Here is a 17,616-nt window from a genome sequence, read left to right as displayed (position 1 = left end):
TGCGGGGTCGCGACGGACCCTCGCGCGCCCCGACGGCACCCCGATACCGGTCAGCCGGTAGGGGTAGGTAGGGGATATCTACGGGGGTGCCCCGCGAGTCATTCTCAATACACAAAGCACGGAGCAGAACGGGACGGCAGCGAGGAAGCGTCGATCCGGGCTCCGCCGGAAGGACCGGGTGACTCTTCGGGAGGGCAGAACAATGACCACGACACTGTTGACGCCGATCGATGCTCCTACTGACACTTTCGGCCCGCCGGCCGAGCTGAGCAGGTTCCTGGGTCAGCACTACTTCAGCCACGACGCCGCCAACCCGGCGACCAACCCGCCGCTGGACTTCGAGAAGGCGGCCTTCCACTCCCGGACGGTGGTGACCGCCGAGCAGCTCACCTCCGTGGTGCAGGTCAACCTCGTCGGTGGGCCCAGCGTCATCCCGCGCAGCCTCGTCGTCAGCAAGACGCTGGCGGCGAACGAGAAGCTGAAGATCTGCCACCTGGACGGGTACGAGCACTTCGAGCGTGACGCGGAGCTGGGCAACGTGTTCGTCTGGTCGATGCGTACCTCGATGGCTTTCTGACCAGCGCCGCCGGCCTCGGTGCCACGACCCCTGCTGGGGGCCGTGGCGCCGAGGCCGGCGGCGTTGGGGAGTGGCGCGGTTCAGGCGAGCTGGCGGCGCAGCAGCCGCAGGGACCAGGTGGTGGTGAGGGCCAGCAGGCCGATAGCGACCAGCGTGCCGACCAGCACGATCTGCTGGTCGTAGTTGCCGCTGATCAGCTCACGCTCGGCCTCGACGACATAGCTGAGCGGGTTGGCCCGGGACAGGTAGTACAGCCAGTCCGGGGCGCGGTCCATCGGCAGCAGCACACCGGACAGCAGCATCAGCGGTACGACGATGCCGCTGACCACCGGGGCCAGGGCGAACTCGTGCTTGAGCTTGAACGCCAGGCCGTAGGAGCCGAAGCCGACCGCGACCCCGATGATGGCGAGCAGGACCAGCCCGGCGAGGATCGGCAGCACGCCGGCCCGGAAGCCGAGGATCAGCGCCAGCCCGATCATCAGGAGCGCCTGGATGAGCAGGAGCACCACGTCCTTGAGGACCCGGCCGGTGAGCAGGGCGACCCGGCTGACCGGGGTGACCTGCATCCGCTCCAGCACGCCGGAGCGGGTGTCCGGGATCAGCGCGAAACCGGCGTTGGCGGTGATGAACAGGGTGAGCTGGATGAGCATGCCGGGGACGAACCACTGCCAGGAGCTGAGGCCGTTCTCGTCGGTGGTGCCGCCCAGCAGCGGGCCGAACAGGACCAGGTAGACCAGGGGCACCGCGACACCGACGATCAGCACGGCGGGGCTGCGGAGGGCGGGCCGGACCGCCCGGTCGAACGTCAACCAGGTGTCTCGCAGGAACGACATGGGGATCCTCACTTCACAGGCCCGGGAACGCCGGGGCGGTCTCGCTGTCGCGAAGGCTGCGCCCGGTGACGGTCAGGAACACGTCGTCGAGTGTCGGCCGGCTGGTTCGCACCGAGAACACGTCGACGTTGATGCGGTCGAGTTCGCGCAGCAGGCCGGGCAGCACGCGGTCGCCGCGGGCGATGCGGAACCGGACGGTCGCGCCGTCGACGGTCACCTCCGTCGCGCCGTCGAGTCGCTCGGCGGCGGCGGCGGTTTCCGGGGACGCGGAGGTTTCCAGGGTCACCAGATCGCCGTTGACCTGGGCCTTGAGCTCGTCGGCGGTGCCCTCGGCGACGATCCGACCGCCGTCGATGACGAGGATCCGGTCGCAGAGGCTGTCGGCCTCGTCCAGGTAGTGGGTGGTGAGGAAGACCGTGGTCTCGTAGTCGCGGCGCAGGTTGCGGATGTGGTCCCACAGGTTGCTGCGGCTCTGCGGGTCCAGTCCGGTGGACGGCTCGTCGAAGAAGACCACCGGCGGCCGGTGCAGCACGCCCATCACGATGTCGATGCGCCGCTTCTGGCCGCCGGACAGGGCACCGATCATGCGGTCCTCGAGGCCGGTCAGGTCGTACTGATCCAGCATCTCGGCGACCCGGGCGCGGGCGACCGAGGCGGACAGGCCCTGGAGTCGGGCGTGGGTGACCAGCTCCTCGCGGACCTTGTACTCGACGCCGGCCGAGGAGTTCTGGCCGACGTAGCCGATCAGCTTACGGACCCCGGCGGGGTCGCTGAGCAGGTCGCAGCCGCCGATGTTGGCCTCGCCGGAGGTGGGCCGCAGCAACGTGGTCAGCATCCGCAGCGTGGTGGACTTGCCGGCTCCGTTGGGGCCGAGGAAGCCGACCATCTCGCCGGACGAGACGTCGAGGTCGATGCCGCGTACGGCTTCGACGGTGAACTTGTTGATCTGGAACGTCTTGGTCAGACCGCGCGCCTTGATCATCGGTGGTCTCCTCTCGACAGGGATCCCACCGTCGGCGGAAATCCTCGAAAACGGCGCTGGTACCGGCATTCGCCTATCGCAACCAGCATCGGGAGAGGCCTGTGCGCGGACAACCCTTAACGGGCCCCCTAGCTCCCGTAGGCCAGCTCGGAGGGCCCGTGATCCGGTCCGCGAGCGTTCCGGCCGGCACCGGTCCGCGCCTACGATCGTCGTCGTGAGTGTTCCCGGTACGGTCCCGCACGGCAGGTTGTTGGCGATCAGCGATCTGCATGTCGGCTATGCCCGCAACCGGGAGACGGTGCTCGGGCTGCGCCCGGGGCACGCCGACGACTGGCTGATCGTCGCCGGCGACGTCGGCGAGAAGATGGCCGACATCCGGTGGGCGCTGACCCTGCTCGCCGAACGCTTCGCCACGGTGATCTGGGTGCCGGGCAACCACGAGCTGTGGACGCCCGCCGACGACCCGGTCCAGCTGCGCGGCGAAGAGCGCTACCGCGAACTCGTACGGATGTGTCGTGACCTGGGCGTCGTCACGCCCGAGGACGACTTCCCGGTGTGGCGCGGGGCCGGCGGCCCGGTCGTCGTGGTGCCGTTGTTCGTGCTCTACGACTACACGTTCCGCCCGCCGGGGACCACGAAGGAGCAGGCGCGCCACTGGGCCGAGTCGGCCGGGATCGTCTGCACCGACGAGTTCCTGCTGCACGCCGACCCCTACCAGGGCGCCGACGACTGGTGTCGGGCCCGGCTGCGGGAGTCCGAGCGGCGCCTCGCCGCGTGCGATCCGGCGCTGCCGACCGTGCTGGTCAACCACTTCCCGCTGACCCGGGAGCCGACCTGGGTGCTGCGCTATCCGCAGTTCGCCCAGTGGTGCGGCACCACCGGCACCGCGAGGTGGCACCTGGAGCACCGGGCGGCCGTGGTGGTCTACGGCCACCTGCACATCCCGAGGACCACCCTGGAGGACGGGGTCCGCTTCGAGGAGGTCTCGCTCGGCTACCCCCGCGAGCAGGACCTGTACGGCCGGCACGGTGACCCGCTGCGCGTCATTCTTCCCGCCGGCGAGCCGTCCTGACCGAAGCGGTCCCGCCCGTCGCGTGGTCGCTTCCGAAGCCGCCCTGCCCGGCGCGCGCCGGCTCGGTGGCCGTGCGCACCCCCGCTGAGACGGTCCGCGCACACCGCGGCCCCGCCACGCGTCGACGCGGTGCGGGGCCTGGTGTGCGGGGTCAGACGGTCGCGGACAGATCGAGTTCGAGGTGGGCCGGCAGGTCGGTGCGCCCCACCACGCCGAGCTTGCGGTAGATGCGCGTCAGGTGCTGCTCCACAGTGCTCACCGTGATGTAGAGCTTGTCGGAGATCTCCCGGTTGGTGTAGCCGATCGCGGCCAGGGCCGCGACCCGGCGTTCGGCGTCGCTGAGCATCGCGGCGCTGCCGGTGACGCTCGGCTGTGCGGCGGCGGTCTCCTTGTCGTCCCAGCCGATGTCCTGCGACAGCCGACGGAGCAGCGGCTGCGCGTCGCACTCCTCCGCCAGTGCCCGCGCCCGCCGGCCGATCATTCCCGCCCGCCGCGACTCCCCCAGCGCGTGGTACGCCTCGGTCAGGTCGACGAGGACCCGGGAGTGCTCGTACCGGTCGGCGCCGGACTGCAACAGGTCGGCTGCCTGCCGCAGCAGCATCGGCCGGTGCCGCAGCTGGCTGGTCGCGGCGAGCAGGCGCAGCGCGGAGCCGTGCACGCGCGGCATGTCCTTGCCGCAGCGACCCAGCTGATCCTCGATGAGCCGGCGGGCCTGGTCGGGGCGTCCCATCCGCAGTAGCGCCTCGGCGGCGTCGGTGCGCCACGCCACCAGACCCGGAGCGTCCAGCTCCCAGGTGGTCATCAGCTCACCGCACTTCTGGAAGTCGCGCAGCGCCAGCGGCAGGTGGCCGGTGGCCATGCTGTAGCGGCCACGCGCGTGCAGGTAGTGCAGCCCGTACCGGGTCTGGAACATCGTCTCCGGAACCGGCTGGTCCAACCACTCGGCGACCTCTTCGAAGCGACCCATCGCGGTGCAGGCCGTCACCAGGCTGGCCAGCGGCACACCGACGGCCACCCCCCAGCTGCTCGGCGGCATGATCTCCAGGGCCAGGCGGGCGTGCCGGGCCGCGCCGGGCAGGTCACCGAGGCGCAGAGCCACCTCGGCCCGGATCGCGGAGAGCCGGGCCTGCCGGCTGGGTGCGCGCCGGGTGTGCGCCTCCTCGATGAACAGGTCACACCACGGCGCGGCCTGCTCGGCGTGCCCGCCGTAGGTGAGGGTGAGCAGGGCGCTCTCCACCGTGTCCAGGCTCATCTCGTCGAGCCGGGAGCTGCGCAGGATGCGCTCGACGACCCCGGCCACGCTCTCTGACGGGGTGTCGCTGAGCACTGTGGACAGGGCGTTGGCTGCTTCCAGGCGACGGCTGGCCGAGACCGTGGAGACGGTCACCGGGGCCGGCCGGAAGTGCTGGGCCAGGGGCGCGTACGAGCAGCGCAGCCAGGGCCGGGTCATGGCCAGCTCACCGGCGGCGGCCGGGTCGAGGTCCACTCCGGTGGCCGCGAGGTGCTCCAGGATCACCTCCGCCTCGGCGAGCTGCCCGTGCCACAGCAGCGCCTTGGCCAGGATCACCGCGTCGCTGCCCTGGAGGAAGCCCTTGTCCAGGGCCCCGGCGAGTTCGGGCAGGTAGCTGCTGGAGGAGCTGGGGTTGACCCGCCACTCGGCGCGTACCAGAGTGGTCATGATCTTGATTTTCTGCCGCTCGTCGGTGCAGGCCCGCCAGGCCAGCTTGAGGTAGCTGACGGCCGACTCCACCTGACCCTCGCGCAGGGCCTGCCGGGCGGCGTCCTCCAGCGCCGCCACTCCCCACGCCTCGCTGGCCTCCTTGGCGCACAGCAGGTGCTCGGCCACGACCCGCGCGGACGCCCCGCCGTCGTAGGCGAGCACCGCCGCGCGCCGGTGCAGCTCCGCCCGCTCGTCCTGGTCGAAGCCGGAGAGCACGGCGGCCGCGGCCACCGGGTGCCGGAACCCACCGAGGGTGAAGATGCCGGCCGTGGTCAGCGCCCGCATGGCCTGCGCGACCACGCCGGCGTCGGTGCGCAGGAGCCGGTCGAGCGCTTCGGTGTCGGCGAGCACGGCGACGCCGCGGGCGACCTCCAGCAGCTGCGGTTCGCCGCGGCGCAGGCAGGACACGACGGCCTGGGCGTACCGCTCCCCCACCACCACCTCGTCCGGCGCGGCGCCGGTCTCCTCGGTGGCGGTCTGGTAGTCCTCCAGCAGGCCGCTGACCAGCAGGGGGTTACCGCCGGTGAGCTGGTACCACTGGCCGGCGAGCCGTTCGGCGACCTCCGCGCCGACCGTCTCGGCCGCGAACTGCTGGACACCGAGGCCGGTGAGCGGGGTCAGCTTGACCCGGCTGCCGTGCCCCGGGCGCAGCAGTTCCGCCTGCCAGGACGGTTCCGCGCTGCGTCCGAACTCGGTCTGGGTGAAGGCCACCAGGACCGGCGCGAACCGGGCGCGCCGGGCCAGGTACGCCAGGCAGACCACCGAGGCGCGGTCGGCCTGGTGCACGTCGTCGACGAGCAGGGCCAGCGGGTAGCGCTCGGCCAGCTCCAGCAGGATGGTGCAGAGCCCGTGCACGATCTGCACGTCGATGTGCTCGTTGTCGTCGCGGTTGTCGGCGGCCAGGGCCGCTACCGTGCCCTCGTGCAGCAGGCTCATCGCCCGCTCACGCTCACGGTCCTGCAGGGGCGCGTCGTGGAAGAGCTGGCTGAGCAGCGCCAGGGGCAGGTTGCGCTCGGCGTGGGCGCCGCTCGCGGTGACCGCGAGTGCACCGAAGTCGACCGCCCGGTCGGCCAGGGTGTGCAGTAGTTCGCTCTTGCCGGTGCCGACGGTGCCGGTGATCATCGCCACCCGGCCACGGCCCGCGACCGCCTCGGTGAGCAGACCCTCGAGGCCGGCCACCGCCTTGTCTCTTTCAACGAGTCCCATTGGATCTCCCCAGGGTCTGGTGTGGTGAACGGCCTCGATTGGTGTTCAGCCGGCCAGGTTGAGGCCGACGGTGCCGGCCAGGACCGGGCGCAGCCGGGGCGGCGCGGGGTGCATCGCCGGGGCGTCGAGATCCCCGACGGTTTCCAGGGCGTTGCCGGAGCGGAGGGCGCGGCTGAGCGCGGCGCGGACGGCGGCGAAGGCCGCGGTGTCCGGCTCGGCGTCGATGCCGACCCCCCAGACGGTACGCGTGCCGAGACGACACTCGGCGTAGACGACCACGTCGTCGCGCTCGCACACGGCGCCGACCCCGGTGCGGTGCACGGCGCGCACGTCGATCCCCCAGGACAGCATCGTGGTGCGGATCTGCTCGACCGCGTCGGCCCGGGCGGCGCCGACGGTGAACCCGCCGCCGCCGACGTGCAGCTCGGTGGCGACCATGTCGCGGAAGCGCAACGGCACCGACAGTGGGCGCTGCACGACGTACTCCCGCAGGAACAGCTCTCCGATGCGGGCCGGTGGGATCTCCACCCCGGCGGCGTCGGCCTGCGCCTGGACCACGCCGGCGAACTCCAGCTGCAGGTCGCGCGGCAGGCGCAGGCCGTGTCGGCTGGCCAGCACGTAGGCGATGCCGCCCTTGCCGGACTGACTGTTGATCCGCACCACGGTCTCGTAGGTGCGGCCGACGTCCTCCGGGTCCAGCGGCAGGTACGGCACCTCCCAGGGCAGGTCGTCGACGGACGCGCCGATCGCCATCGCGGCCCGGGCTCGCTCGTCGAAACCCTTCTTGATGGCGTCCTGGTGGGAGCCGGAGAACGCGGTGTAGGCCAGGTCCCCGCCGTACGGGTGGCGCGGGTGCACCGGCAGCTCGTTGCAGTACTCGACGGTGCGCCGGATCCGGTTGATGTCGGAGAAGTCGATGCCCGGGTCGACGCCCTGGGTGTAGAGGTTGAGCCCGAGCGTGACCAGGCAGACGTTGCCGGCCCGCTCGCCGTTGCCGAACAGGCAGCCCTCGATCCGCTGCGCGCCGGCGAGGGTCGCCAGCTCCGCGGAGGCGACGCCGGTGCCGCGATCGTTGTGCGGGTGCACCGAGAGGCACACGTGCTCGCGGCGGGACAGGTTGCGGTCCAGCCACTCGATCTGGTCGGCGAAGATGTTCGGCATGGTCCGCTCGACCGTGGTCGGGAAGTTCAGGATGATCGGACGGTCCGGCTCCGGCTGCCACACGTCCATGACCGCTTCGCAGACCTCGAGTGAGAACTCCAGCTCGGTGTCGTTGAACAGCTCGGGCGAATACTGGTAGCGCAGGTCGGTGCCGGCGAGGGTGCGTTCCGCGTACTTCATCATCAGCCGCGTCCCCTGGACCGCGAGGTCCAGGCACTCGGCCCGGGTCATGCCGAAGACGACCCGGCGAAACAGCGGCGAGGTGGCGTTGTAGATGTGGATGCGTGCCCGGGGAGCGCCGGCCAGGCTTTCCACCGTGCGGCGGATCAGCTCGTCGCGGGCCTGCGTCAGCACCGTGATGCAGACGTCGTCCGGGATCAGGTCGTCCTCGATCAGCAGCCGGACGAAGTCGTGATCGTCCTGGCTCGCCACCGGGAAACCGACCTCGATCTCCTTGTAACCCATCTCCACGAGCAATCGGAACATGGCCAGTTTCCTGGCCGGGCTCATGGGGTTGGCCAGCGACTGGTTGCCGTCGCGCAGGTCGGTCGAGAGCCACCGGGGCGCGGTGGTGACCGTACGGCTCGGCCACCTTCGATCCGGCAGACTCACCGGAGCGGCGGGTAGGTAGCGGCCGGCAGATCGTCGACTCGGGTTCACGATGGGTTCCTTTCCGCGCTGTGAGGTGCCGGGACCTGCGGCCCGGGCGCCACTTGACTCATCCCCGGGTGCCGAAGTACATCGAGTACGAGTAGGGAGTGAGGAGCACCTGGACCTGGCAGGTGTCGGACTCGTCCTGGACGCGGAAGGTGACCGCGATCTCCGGGTAGGCGGCGCTGACGCCGAGGCCGGAGAAGTAGTGGTCGCTGTCGAAGACGATCCGGTAGGGGCCCCTCTCCAGAAGCTCTGCCGCCCAGTCGTCGATGTGGCCGTCGGGGTCGGACTCCGCGTCGGCGACCGGCTTCCAGCCGCCGTCGGAGGCGCGTTCGAGTCGCGCCCGGATGCCCGCCGCAGGGCGGCCGAACACACCGTCCAAAGCTTGCGCCGAAACACTCATGTCGTTTTTCACCTGCCAGTCAGTCCCGTCGCTCGGGCCCGCAGTGCGAGCGGGCGACGGTTGGTTGCCGGATTCCCGGCCTTGGGCAGAACTGTGCGCCGGCCGGCTATCGGATGGCCTTCGCCGTTCTATCGCCGGCTATCCGCCGCTATCCGATAGCGGTGATAGGGGTTGGCAGGTGAACAGATAACGCGGTGATGGGGCTCGTTCCTACGTTGGTGACATCGCCGAACACGGCGGAACGAAATCCCCCTTCACCTGGAGGAACATCGCCATGAGCAACAACGTCTCGATCACCGTCAAGGCCCGCATCGCCATCGCCGTCGCCGCCGCCGCCATCGCGGTCGGGCTGTTCGGAGCGACCGCCGCACACGCCGACGGCGCCACCGCCCCGGCCCCGGCGGCCACCCCCACGCCGAGCACGACCCCTTCCCCCAGCCAGCCCTGGGGCTGATCGTCACCGCGTGGGGGTCCGGCGGGCCATCTGATCAACGGCCACCGGGCGCACGTCCCGGGAGCCCGGTACGGCTGACGAGCCGGCCGGTTGCACCCCGAGTGTCAGCCCTGACGAATGCCCTGCACCACCGACGAACCGCTGCCCGTGCGATCCGGCCGCTGCAGCCGATGTTGACGCACCAGCGGAACCACGTTGTCTCGCACCGGCTCGGCCGCCACGGACGACGGATGGTCCCGGCCGCCGGCCGCCACGTACGCCTCGGTCAGCTTGGTCAGCACCCGCTGTTCGAACTTCGGCGCGCGGATGCCCCGGAACAGTCCCAGTGCCCGGTGCAGGTGCACCACCGCCTGCGTCGCGTAGCCGCGTTCGAGCGCAAGCTCCCCGAGAGCCAGTGACACCCGCGCCTCGATGAGTCGCTCGCCGGCCGTACTCGCCAGGCTCAGCGCGCTGTGCAGTGCGGTTTCCGCGGCGACCAGATCACCGGCAGTCATGTGCGCCACGCCCATCCCGTGCAGCGCGTACGCCTCACCGATCGGGTCACCGATGTCCTGCACGACCGCCAGCGCCTCGGCGAACGCGCTCGCCGCCGCGAGAGGATCCCCGGTGTTGAGGTAGGTGTCGCCCATCCGGTGCAGCACCTGTGCCTCCACCCGACGGCTGCGGGCGCTGCGGCTCAATGCCAGTGCCTCCGGCAGGATGCTCAGCGCCTCGTGCGGATTGCCGCTCTCCGTGTGCACCTGCGCCAGGCTGTGCAGCACGTAGGCGGCCGCGCCCAGGTCCCCGCTGCGCCGGAAGCTCGCCAGCGCGTGCTCGTAACGGGTGGTGGCAGCCGGCAGGTCGCCCCGGATCCGGTCGGCGAACGCGATGTTGCGGGTGACCAGCGCCAGCCCCTGCTCGTCGCCGAGGCTGCGGAAGATGGTCCCGGCGGTTTCCAGGTCGCGGCGCGCCTCGTCGAACCGCTGCTCGGCGAGGCACAGTGAGCCGTTGGAGTAGAGCATGGCTGCCTGTCCACGGCTGTCACCCGCCGCCAGGCTGGCGGCGAGCGCGATGCGGTGGGTCTCCCGCCAGTCGTTGAGGTAGATGCGCGGCTCGAAGAGGGTCACCGCGGTGTGGGCGAGCGTCCAGCACAGATCGGTGAAGCCCGCCTGCGCGGCCTGACGCACACCGGCGACCAGCGAGTGCCGCTCCCGTTCGAACCAGTTCAAGGGATGGGTGACCAGCTGGTCGGTCAGCCGGTCCGGCAATGGCCAGCGCGGGGCATCACTGCTGAGGATGAAGTAGGCGCCACCGTGCAGACCGCAATGGGCGGCCTCGGCGAGGAACAGCAGGGCACCGAGCACCCGACACAGGGCGGCGTTGCGGTCGCCGACGGTCTCCTCGGCGGCGAGGCGTTCGCGGGCGAAGACCCGGATCAGGTCGTGGAAGCGGTACTGCGGGACCTGCCCCGGCCCCATGCTGGTGCACTCCACGAGTTGCGCCTCGGCGAGGTCGTCCAGCAGGTCCTGGGCGTCCATCACGGGCTCGTCCAGCAGCGCGGCGCTGACCCATCCGGAGAACGACGGGACGTCGAGGACCGCGAGTCGACGGAAGAGCCGGCGGGCCTCCTCGGTGAGGCTGTCGTAGGTGAGCGAGATGCTGGCTCTGATCCCCATTCCGCTGTGCTTCAGCTCGTCCAGCCGCCGCGCCTCGTTGTCGAGCCGCTCGACCAGGTGCTCGACGGTCCAGTGCTGGCGGGCGGAGAGTCGGGCGCCCGCGATCCGCAGCGCCAGGGGCAGGTTCCCGCACAGGTAGGCCAGTTGCGCGGCCGCGGCGGGCTCCTGGTCGATCCGCTCCCGTCCGGCGACGTGCGCCAGGAGTTCCAGCGAGTGCTCCTCGTCGAAGACGTCGACGTCGAGGTGGATCGCGCCCGGCAGCCCGGCCAGGCGGCTGCGGCTGGTGACCAGGACCGCCGAGTGGGGGGTGCCGGGCAGCAACGGCAGCACCTGGCTCTCACCGGCCACGTTGTCCAGCACGACCAGCATCCGGCGGTCGGAGAGCAGGTGACGGTAGAGCTCGGCGCGCTCCTCCAGCACCTCGGGCATCGCTGTTCCGGGGACGCCGAGGGTCCGCAGGAAGCGTTCCAGCACCTGCATCGGGCCGACGCGCTGCGGGCTGCGGCCGTGCATGTCGGCGAACAACTGCCCGTCCGGATACCGCGCTGCGGCCCGGTGCGCCACGTGCACGGCGAGGGTCGTCTTGCCGATGCCCGGTTTACCGGCCGCCACCACGATCGGCACCGCGAACTGCGTCGGGCTCTCGGCCGCCATCAACAGCTGCTGCTCGATCACGTCGATCTGCTTGGACCGGCCGGTGAAGTCGGCGATGTCCGTGGGTAGCAGGCAGGGCACGGTGACCGGGACGACCGGTTCGGTGGGAGCGACGATCACCGGCGGAGTGATCGCGCCGAGGGGAAGGTCGTCCACCGGTGCGACGACCAGCGCCGGCGGGACCGGCACGGGCAGCAGCAGCGCGGGTGAGATCAGCGCTGGCGGGACGGCCGATGGCGGGGCGGGCGCGGGGGAGACCGGTGCGGCGAGTTCCTCGTCGGAGGTGAGGATGGCGTGTTCCAGTTGCTGAAGCCACTGGTTCGGTTCGAGGCCCAGCTCGTCGATCATGGTGCGGCGGGCCTGCCGGTAGACATCGAGAGCCTCGGCCTGACGCCCGGATCGGTACAGGGCGAGCATCAGCTGGCCACGGAGCCGTTCGCGCAGTGGGTGCTGTTCGACCAGGTCGGAGAGTTCGGGGATGAGATCGCGGTGCCGGCCGAGTTCGAGTTCGAGTTCGACGCAGTCCTCGTGGAGGTTGATCCGCCGTTCGTCGAGGCGGTTGGCTGCGGACTGGACCAGCCGGCTTTCCAGCCCGTAGAGGGCGCGGCCACGCCACAGAGCGAGGGCGGCGCGACTGTGTCGGACGGCCTCGTCGAAATTCTGGCTGGAGCGGGCCCGGCGACCGCCCTCGACGAGACTGGAGAACCGGTCGAGGTCCAGGTCCCCGTCGGTGACCCGGAGCAGATAACCCTGGGACCGGGTGACGATGGTGTCCGGATGGTCATGGGTGTTGAACAGGCGCCGAAGCGCCGAGACGCAGATCTGCACCTGGGCCCGCGAGGTGCTGGGCAGGTCGTCGCCGTAGATGGCCTCCATCAGGCGTCCCACCGGGACGACCCGGTTGGCCTCCAGCGCCAGGCTGGCGAACACGATCTGCTGCCGGTGTCCGCCCAGGTCCAACCGATTGCCGTCGATCAGAACCTCAAGCGGCCCCAGAACCCGTACCTCCACGAGCACCTCCCCCGCGGTGACGCGACGTCGGAGTCGCTCGGCGCCGTACTTTCGGTCGGCTGGCGGTCCAGCCCTGCAACCGTAGCGAGTCCGGCCTGGAGATAGAGACATCTAGATACACGACTCACCCCCCGTGTTCGCCTAGAGACTACGAGCAGTCACCACGGGTCGAAAATATGAGAGCCGGTTAGCTGACCGAAGGTCCCAGCCAAACTCGACCTTTCGGCCAGGCAGGTCATCGAAATGCCATGCGTCAGTTACCGCCCGGCAACGTCCCCGATTCCATCAGCGACAGTAAAGTTGTCTTTTGCACCTTGCCGAGGGCGTTACGCGGTAACGATTCCACCAGGTGGACACGGCGCGGCCTTTTGTGCCGGGCCAGCCGCTTTTCCACATAGGTCACCAGCGTGCGAGCTGCCAGTGACTGCTCGCCGACGATGAACGCCACCACCTCCTGGCCCAGGTCGTCGTGCGGGGCACCGACTACCGCCACCTCGCGCACCTGCGGATGGGTGAGCAGGCAGTCCTCGATCTCACCGGCACCGATCCGATACCCGCCGCTCTTGATGATGTCGGCGCTGGCCCGCCCGACGATGCGGTATTCCCCCGCCTCGCTGACCGTCGCCACGTCGCCCGTGCGGAACCAGCCGTCGGCGGTGAACGTCTCGGCGGTCTTGTCGGGCAGGTGCAGGTAGCCGTCGAACAGCGTCGCCCCACGGATCTGTAACGCCCCGAAGGTCTGCCCGTCGGCCGGCACCGGCGCACCCGCGTCGTCCACGAGCCGGGCCTGCACCCCGCGTACCGGACGGCCGACCGACCCGACTCGACGAGGTTCGTCGGCGCGCGTACTGAGCGTTATCAGGGTTTCGGTCATGCCGTACCGCTCGACGGGCCGGTGCCCGGTCAGCCCCTCCAGCTCGGCGAAGACCGGCGCGGGTAGTGGCGCGCTGCCGGAGACCAGCAGCCGGGCCGCGGACAGGGCGCGGGCGGCCGTCGGCTCGGCACAGATCCGGCTCCACACCGTGGGCACCCCGAAGTACATCGAACCGCCGGCGGCCGCGTACCGGGCCGGGGTCGGCCGCCGTGTGTGCACCAGCGGCGAGCCGACGCGCAGCGGCCCCAGCAGACCCAGGATGAGACCGTGTACGTGATAGAGCGGCAGACCCTGCACGAGGACGTCCTCGTCGGTCCAGTCCCAGGCGTGCGCGACCGCGTCGATTCCGGCCCGGATCGCCGCGTGACTCAACAGCACGCCCTTCGGCGGGCCGGTGGTGCCACTGGTGTAGAGGATCAGCCCGGTCGTGGACGGGGCGGGGCCGCTGGTCGGCACCTCACCGCGCCGCCCCTGGTCGACCGGCACCACCGGTATCGGACAGTCCGCCAGCACCGGCGCGTCCGGTTCACCGGCCAGCAGCAGCTGGGCCCCCGAGTCGGTGAGCACGTGGGCGAGCTCGGCCGCGCCGGTGTCCGGCGGCACCGGAACCACCGCCACCCCGGACAACAGGCCACCGACGACGGCGGCGACCGTTGCCACGCTCGGGGTGGCGAGCACCGCCACCGTCCCGGCTCCGGCGATGTCGGCGGCCACCGCGCCCGCAGCGGCCCGCAGGGCCTCCCGGGAGATGACGTCGCCGTCGACGCGTACGGCGTCAGCACGATCGGGCACATCTCCGGACAACGACGGCAACAGCATGGCCAGCCCCCTCGCGGCCGCACAAACGCAACCGAAGCTGAATCTACGGACCCGGCCGGCGTCGGCCCACCCCTAACTCATGACACGGCGGATCCCCGTCGTCGGCCCACCAGTCACTCGGCGTAGGCGTTGCGCCTCTGCCGCCGTCCTCGCACGGATGCGCTATGCCGATGGCGGCGGGTCCGCTGGCCTGGCCTTCTGCGGGTAGAACGTCTCGTGGCGGGCCAGCATCGCGACGAATTCGCGGATCTTCCGCTCGCGCGTCTCAGTCCGCTTGACGCCGTTGACGCGATGGATGAGAGCGAATCGGTTGGCCTTGGTGAGGACGTCGAGCATGGCCTGGGCAGCGGGGTCGGCGGCGATCGCGGCGAGAAGGTCGGCCGGCACCTCGGCCTCCGAGGGAGGAGCGTAGGCGGCCTCCCACCTCCCGTCGGCCTTCGCGGCGTCCACCGCGGCGCGGCCCGGCGGCAGCATCCGACCCTGCTCCTCCAGCCGAGCCACGTTGGCCACGTTGCGCTGCGACCATGAGCTGCGGGACCTGCGTGGGGTGAACCGGATCCAGGAGCTCTCCTGATCCCGCTTACGGGCCTGCCCGTCGATCCAGCCGAAGCACAGCCCCTCGTCAACAGCCTGTTGCCAGGTCAGCGTGGTGACACTGCCGCCCTTCCTGGCCAGTGCGAGCCAGACGCCTGGTGACGTGGCGTGGTTGGCCAACAACCACGCACGCAGCCCGTCGCCGTCCGCGACGATCAACTCATCCAGTTCAGCTCCCGCCACGACAGCAGGCTAACGCGCCGCCGACCGCGTCCACACCGTGACACCCAGCGGTCCGTCGGCCCGCGAACGGCCCGGCCTGTCGCGTCGGGGACCGTGGGGCTAGCCGCGCTGGTCGGTGGCGGTGTCCTCGCCGTACTCGCCGCGGATGGGGAGGTAGTAGGCGGGCAGGAAGCCGGCGATGATGACGACGCCCGCGATCGGCAGGAACGCGCCGACGAGGATGCCGGAGCCGATCCAGACCAGCGCGAGCGCGAACCTGCGGCCGATGGCCTGGATGCCGAAGGGGCCGAGGTCGGGGTCCAGCAGTTTGGCGCGGCGAAGATGGGCCCAGATGATGTTGAACAGGGCCGCCGCCGTCCACAGTGTGGCGCCGTAGACGACGACCGCGACGCGCAGCCCCTGCTCCGCGCGCAACGCGTCGGCGAGCAGCGACGTGGAGAACGGCAGGAAGGCGATGACCATCAACAGCAGGGTGTTGAGGAACAGGACCTCTCGGTCGACGTGCCGGACCCGGTCGAACATGACGTGGTGGTTGACCCACACCTGCCCGATGAGCAGGAAGCTCAGCGCGTATGCCAGGTACGACGGCCACAGCGCGCCGAGGCCCCGCAGGAGATGCGCGAAGTCCTGCGGGGGTTGGATCTCCAGCACGAGGAGCGTCACGGCGATGGCGAACACAGCGTCGCTGAAGGAGATCAACCGACCGGGTTGACGCACCAGACGAGGATTGTCGCTCTTGGACCGCACGCCCTGATTATGCGGTGACGAGGCTTCTGTCGGTGTGCTGATCGCCGCAGTGCGCTGCCGCAGCTACACCTCGGCCGCATCGCCCGATCGGACCACTGAAGGCGACGGTCGGCTATTTCCATGTGCGACGGGACCGCCGCGACGCCTAGGAATAGGCCATGACCAACGAGGTGACCGTTCCCCTGCTGCCCTGCGCGTCCATCGACGACATCGTCACCTTCTACGCGGCTCTCGGATTCCACGCCACGCACCAACAACGCAAGCCCAACCCGTACGTGGCGTTGCGACGCGAGGATCTGCATCTGCACTTCTTCGAGATGCCCGGCTTCGACCCGGAGCAGTCCTACGGCTCCTGCCTCGTCCTCACCTCGGACATCGGGGAACTGCACCGGGCGTTCGCGGCGGGCATGCGGGCCGCGTACGGCAAGGTGCTGGTGTCCGGCATGCCACGGATGACCCGACCCCGGGCGCGGAAGAACTACGACGGTCTGGGCGGGTTCAGCGTCATCGACCCGGGTGGCAACTGGATCCGCATCGTGCAGAATGCCACCACGACGCCCGCGCCGGCCACGACGCCCGCCGGACGGCTCGCCAAAGCCCTGGCGAACGCCGTCGTGCAGGCCGACTCCAGGGGCGACGTCCACCAGGCCGTCCGGATCCTCGACAGCGCGCTGGCACGTCCGCAGGCCGACGACGACCCGGTCGCACAGGTGGAGGTTCTCGTCTACCGCGCCGAACTGGCGATGGTGCTGCACGACCAGGAGACCGCGACGGAGATGCTGAGCCGGGTCGATCGTGTCGCGCTCACCGCGGACGAGACCGAACGGGCAGCGTCCGCGTTCGACACCGCCGCCGACCTCGCGGAGGCGATGCGGTGATCCGACGGCACCGGCCGGCCCGCGCAGTCGTGGAGCCCGGAGGGTCGGCGACGGCAACTATCCGCGCTCATCCGGAGGCTGCTCCTTCGTCAGGTGGAGCAGCCACCCCTCACCGGTGCGGATCAGCGCGTACCGCCGGCGGCCGGTGCGGCCGTGCAACGTGAACAGCATCCGACGGTCGGTGCGGTCGTGCTCCTCCCAGGTGCCGATGTCGGCGATCGACTTGTCGGCGTCCTCGTAGGTGAGGTGATCGAGGTGGTGGTCGGGCACGGCGATGGCGAGCCGGTTGTCGCGGGGGCTGTTCGGCAGGCCCCGCGGCACTGCCCAGGAGCGCAGCACACCGCCCTCCTCGAGCCGCAGGTCGAAGTGCGGCCGTGGTTTGCGGTGATCGTGCAGGACGAAGGCGGGCGCCACTCTTGCCATTGTCGCGGCTGGAAGGCTCCGTCGCTTGCCAACGCGCATGTCGTACCCGGGTGCGAGGCTTCGGGTCATGGCGACATTCGTTCTGATCCACGGCGGCGGGGGCAGCGCCTGGGACTGGCATCTCGTGGTCCCCGAGCTGACCAGCCGCGGCCACGACGTGGTGGTGCCGGAGCTGCCGATCGAGGACAGGTCGGCGGGGTTCGCCGAGTTCTGCGACACGGTGGTCAGCGCGATCGGCGACCGGCGCGATCTTGTGGTCGTCGGCCACTCCTATGGCGCGTTCACCGCGCCGCTGATCGCCGACCGGCTGCCGGTGCGGCTGATCGTCCTGCTCACACCGATGATCCCCGAGCCCGGCGAGAGGCCCGGGGACTGGTGGGGCAACACCGGTTATCGCGGTGCGGAAGGGCTCAGCGAGGAGGAGCAGTTCTACAACGGCGTGCCGGCCGAGCTGATCGCGCGGGCTGCGGCGCACAACCGGGACCAGGCCAGCGCGGAGGGCAACGAGCCGTGGCCCCTGAACGCCTGGCCGGACGTGCCGACGAAGGTGCTCATCGCCCGCGAGGACCAGTTCTTTCCGGTGGACTTCCAGCGCCGGGTGGCCGCCGACCGGCTCGGCGTCACCCCGGATGAGATCGACGGCTGCCACGCGGTGTCGTTCAGCCACCCGAAGCAGCTCGCCGACCGGTTGTCCGCGTACGTGTCGCGGTGAGACG

Annotated in this window: 15 protein-coding genes; 5 read left to right on the top strand and 10 right to left on the bottom strand. The window is 70.5% G+C overall.

What is annotated here, in order from left to right; translation table 11 throughout:
• The first annotated feature begins 202 nt into the window (after positions 1-202).
• Complete coding sequence (locus HNR22_RS00920) at positions 203-577, top strand: DUF5988 family protein (protein ID WP_179778564.1); 375 nt, start codon at positions 203-205, stop codon at positions 575-577.
• 80 nt (positions 578-657) lie between these two features.
• On the opposite strand, the gene HNR22_RS00915 is transcribed toward HNR22_RS00920, so the two are convergent.
• Together HNR22_RS00915 and HNR22_RS00910 are read right to left on the bottom strand one after the other, a co-directional pair.
• Positions 658-1,410 carry an ABC transporter permease gene (locus tag HNR22_RS00915; RefSeq protein WP_179778563.1) on the bottom strand — a complete coding sequence of 251 codons (753 nt, stop codon included), beginning with the start codon at positions 1,408-1,410 and terminating at the stop codon, positions 658-660.
• A gap of 13 nt (positions 1,411-1,423) precedes the next feature.
• Positions 1,424-2,392 carry an ATP-binding cassette domain-containing protein gene (locus tag HNR22_RS00910; protein ID WP_088947707.1) on the bottom strand — a complete coding sequence of 323 codons (969 nt, stop codon included), beginning with the start codon at positions 2,390-2,392 and terminating at the stop codon, positions 1,424-1,426.
• Positions 2,393-2,606: 214 nt separating this feature from the next.
• Between HNR22_RS00910 and HNR22_RS00905 the strand changes: the two genes are divergently transcribed.
• Positions 2,607-3,464 carry a metallophosphoesterase family protein gene (locus tag HNR22_RS00905; RefSeq protein WP_343059627.1) on the top strand — a complete coding sequence of 286 codons (858 nt, stop codon included), beginning with the start codon at positions 2,607-2,609 and terminating at the stop codon, positions 3,462-3,464.
• A gap of 151 nt (positions 3,465-3,615) precedes the next feature.
• On the opposite strand, the gene HNR22_RS00900 is transcribed toward HNR22_RS00905, so the two are convergent.
• From HNR22_RS00900 to HNR22_RS00890, 3 genes are read right to left on the bottom strand one after another with little or no spacing between them, the layout of a single operon-like run.
• A complete protein-coding gene (locus HNR22_RS00900; protein WP_179778561.1) occupies positions 3,616-6,390 on the bottom strand; it encodes a helix-turn-helix transcriptional regulator in 2,775 nt (924 codons plus the stop codon).
• A 45-nt stretch (positions 6,391-6,435) separates the two neighbouring features.
• Positions 6,436-8,214: a 2-isopropylmalate synthase gene (locus HNR22_RS00895; RefSeq protein WP_425488086.1), complete on the bottom strand. Its 1,779-nt coding sequence runs from the start codon at positions 8,212-8,214 to the stop codon at positions 6,436-6,438.
• A gap of 55 nt (positions 8,215-8,269) precedes the next feature.
• Positions 8,270-8,608, bottom strand: a complete 339-nt coding sequence (locus tag HNR22_RS00890) for a hydroxyisourate hydrolase (RefSeq protein WP_099857337.1) — start codon at positions 8,606-8,608, stop codon at positions 8,270-8,272.
• Positions 8,609-8,882: 274 nt separating this feature from the next.
• Between HNR22_RS00890 and HNR22_RS00885 the strand changes: the two genes are divergently transcribed.
• On the top strand, positions 8,883-9,062 hold the full coding sequence (locus HNR22_RS00885) for a hypothetical protein (protein ID WP_179778559.1): 180 nt from the start codon (positions 8,883-8,885) through the stop codon (positions 9,060-9,062).
• A 104-nt stretch (positions 9,063-9,166) separates the two neighbouring features.
• On the opposite strand, the gene HNR22_RS00880 is transcribed toward HNR22_RS00885, so the two are convergent.
• The 4 genes from HNR22_RS00880 to HNR22_RS00865 form a co-directional block, all read right to left on the bottom strand.
• Entirely contained in the window at positions 9,167-12,382 is a 3,216-nt protein-coding gene (locus HNR22_RS00880) for an AfsR/SARP family transcriptional regulator (protein ID WP_343059626.1), read from the bottom strand.
• Positions 12,383-12,635: 253 nt separating this feature from the next.
• Positions 12,636-14,075, bottom strand: a complete 1,440-nt coding sequence (locus tag HNR22_RS00875) for an AMP-binding protein (protein ID WP_179778557.1) — start codon at positions 14,073-14,075, stop codon at positions 12,636-12,638.
• Positions 14,076-14,237: 162 nt separating this feature from the next.
• Positions 14,238-14,852, bottom strand: coding sequence for a YdeI/OmpD-associated family protein (locus tag HNR22_RS00870; RefSeq protein WP_179778556.1), 615 nt, complete (start codon positions 14,850-14,852; stop codon positions 14,238-14,240).
• A 99-nt stretch (positions 14,853-14,951) separates the two neighbouring features.
• Positions 14,952-15,599 (bottom strand): TMEM175 family protein, encoded by a 648-nt coding sequence (locus tag HNR22_RS00865; protein ID WP_343059625.1) that lies wholly within the window; start codon positions 15,597-15,599, stop codon positions 14,952-14,954.
• 158 nt (positions 15,600-15,757) lie between these two features.
• Here HNR22_RS00865 and HNR22_RS00860 point away from each other — a divergent pair, with 158 nt between their 5' ends.
• Positions 15,758-16,477, top strand: a complete 720-nt coding sequence (locus HNR22_RS00860; RefSeq protein WP_179778555.1) for a VOC family protein — start codon at positions 15,758-15,760, stop codon at positions 16,475-16,477.
• A gap of 57 nt (positions 16,478-16,534) precedes the next feature.
• On the opposite strand, the gene HNR22_RS00855 is transcribed toward HNR22_RS00860, so the two are convergent.
• Positions 16,535-16,900 (bottom strand): DNA polymerase ligase N-terminal domain-containing protein, encoded by a 366-nt coding sequence (locus tag HNR22_RS00855; RefSeq protein ID WP_179778554.1) that lies wholly within the window; start codon positions 16,898-16,900, stop codon positions 16,535-16,537.
• 67 nt (positions 16,901-16,967) lie between these two features.
• Here HNR22_RS00855 and HNR22_RS00850 point away from each other — a divergent pair, with 67 nt between their 5' ends.
• Positions 16,968-17,612: an alpha/beta fold hydrolase gene (locus HNR22_RS00850; protein ID WP_179778553.1), complete on the top strand. Its 645-nt coding sequence runs from the start codon at positions 16,968-16,970 to the stop codon at positions 17,610-17,612.
• The last annotated feature ends 4 nt before the right edge of the window (positions 17,613-17,616 follow it).

The sequence above is a fragment of the Micromonospora jinlongensis genome (assembly GCF_013410645.1).
GTDB classification, from domain to species: Bacteria; Actinomycetota; Actinomycetes; order Mycobacteriales; family Micromonosporaceae; genus Micromonospora; species Micromonospora zamorensis.
Note: the sequence above shows the minus strand (reverse complement) of the source record. Positions and strands in the feature narration are given on the sequence as shown.

Bases quoted from the DNA above. Each gene is read 5' to 3' on its own strand.
- HNR22_RS00920 (WP_179778564.1), top strand. From the start codon at position 203: ATGACCACGACACTGTTGACGCCGATCGATGCTCCTACTGACACTTTC.
- HNR22_RS00915 (WP_179778563.1), bottom strand. From the start codon at position 1,410: ATGTCGTTCCTGCGAGACACCTGGTTGACGTTCGACCGGGCGGTCCGG.
- HNR22_RS00910 (WP_088947707.1), bottom strand. From the start codon at position 2,392: ATGATCAAGGCGCGCGGTCTGACCAAGACGTTCCAGATCAACAAGTTC.
- HNR22_RS00900 (WP_179778561.1), bottom strand. From the start codon at position 6,390: ATGGGACTCGTTGAAAGAGACAAGGCGGTGGCCGGCCTCGAGGGTCTG.
- HNR22_RS00890 (WP_099857337.1), bottom strand. From the start codon at position 8,608: ATGAGTGTTTCGGCGCAAGCTTTGGACGGTGTGTTCGGCCGCCCTGCG.
- HNR22_RS00885 (WP_179778559.1), top strand. From the start codon at position 8,883: ATGAGCAACAACGTCTCGATCACCGTCAAGGCCCGCATCGCCATCGCC.
- HNR22_RS00875 (WP_179778557.1), bottom strand. From the start codon at position 14,075: ATGCTGTTGCCGTCGTTGTCCGGAGATGTGCCCGATCGTGCTGACGCC.
- HNR22_RS00860 (WP_179778555.1), top strand. From the start codon at position 15,758: ATGACCAACGAGGTGACCGTTCCCCTGCTGCCCTGCGCGTCCATCGAC.
- HNR22_RS00855 (WP_179778554.1), bottom strand. From the start codon at position 16,900: ATGGCAAGAGTGGCGCCCGCCTTCGTCCTGCACGATCACCGCAAACCA.
- HNR22_RS00850 (WP_179778553.1), top strand. From the start codon at position 16,968: ATGGCGACATTCGTTCTGATCCACGGCGGCGGGGGCAGCGCCTGGGAC.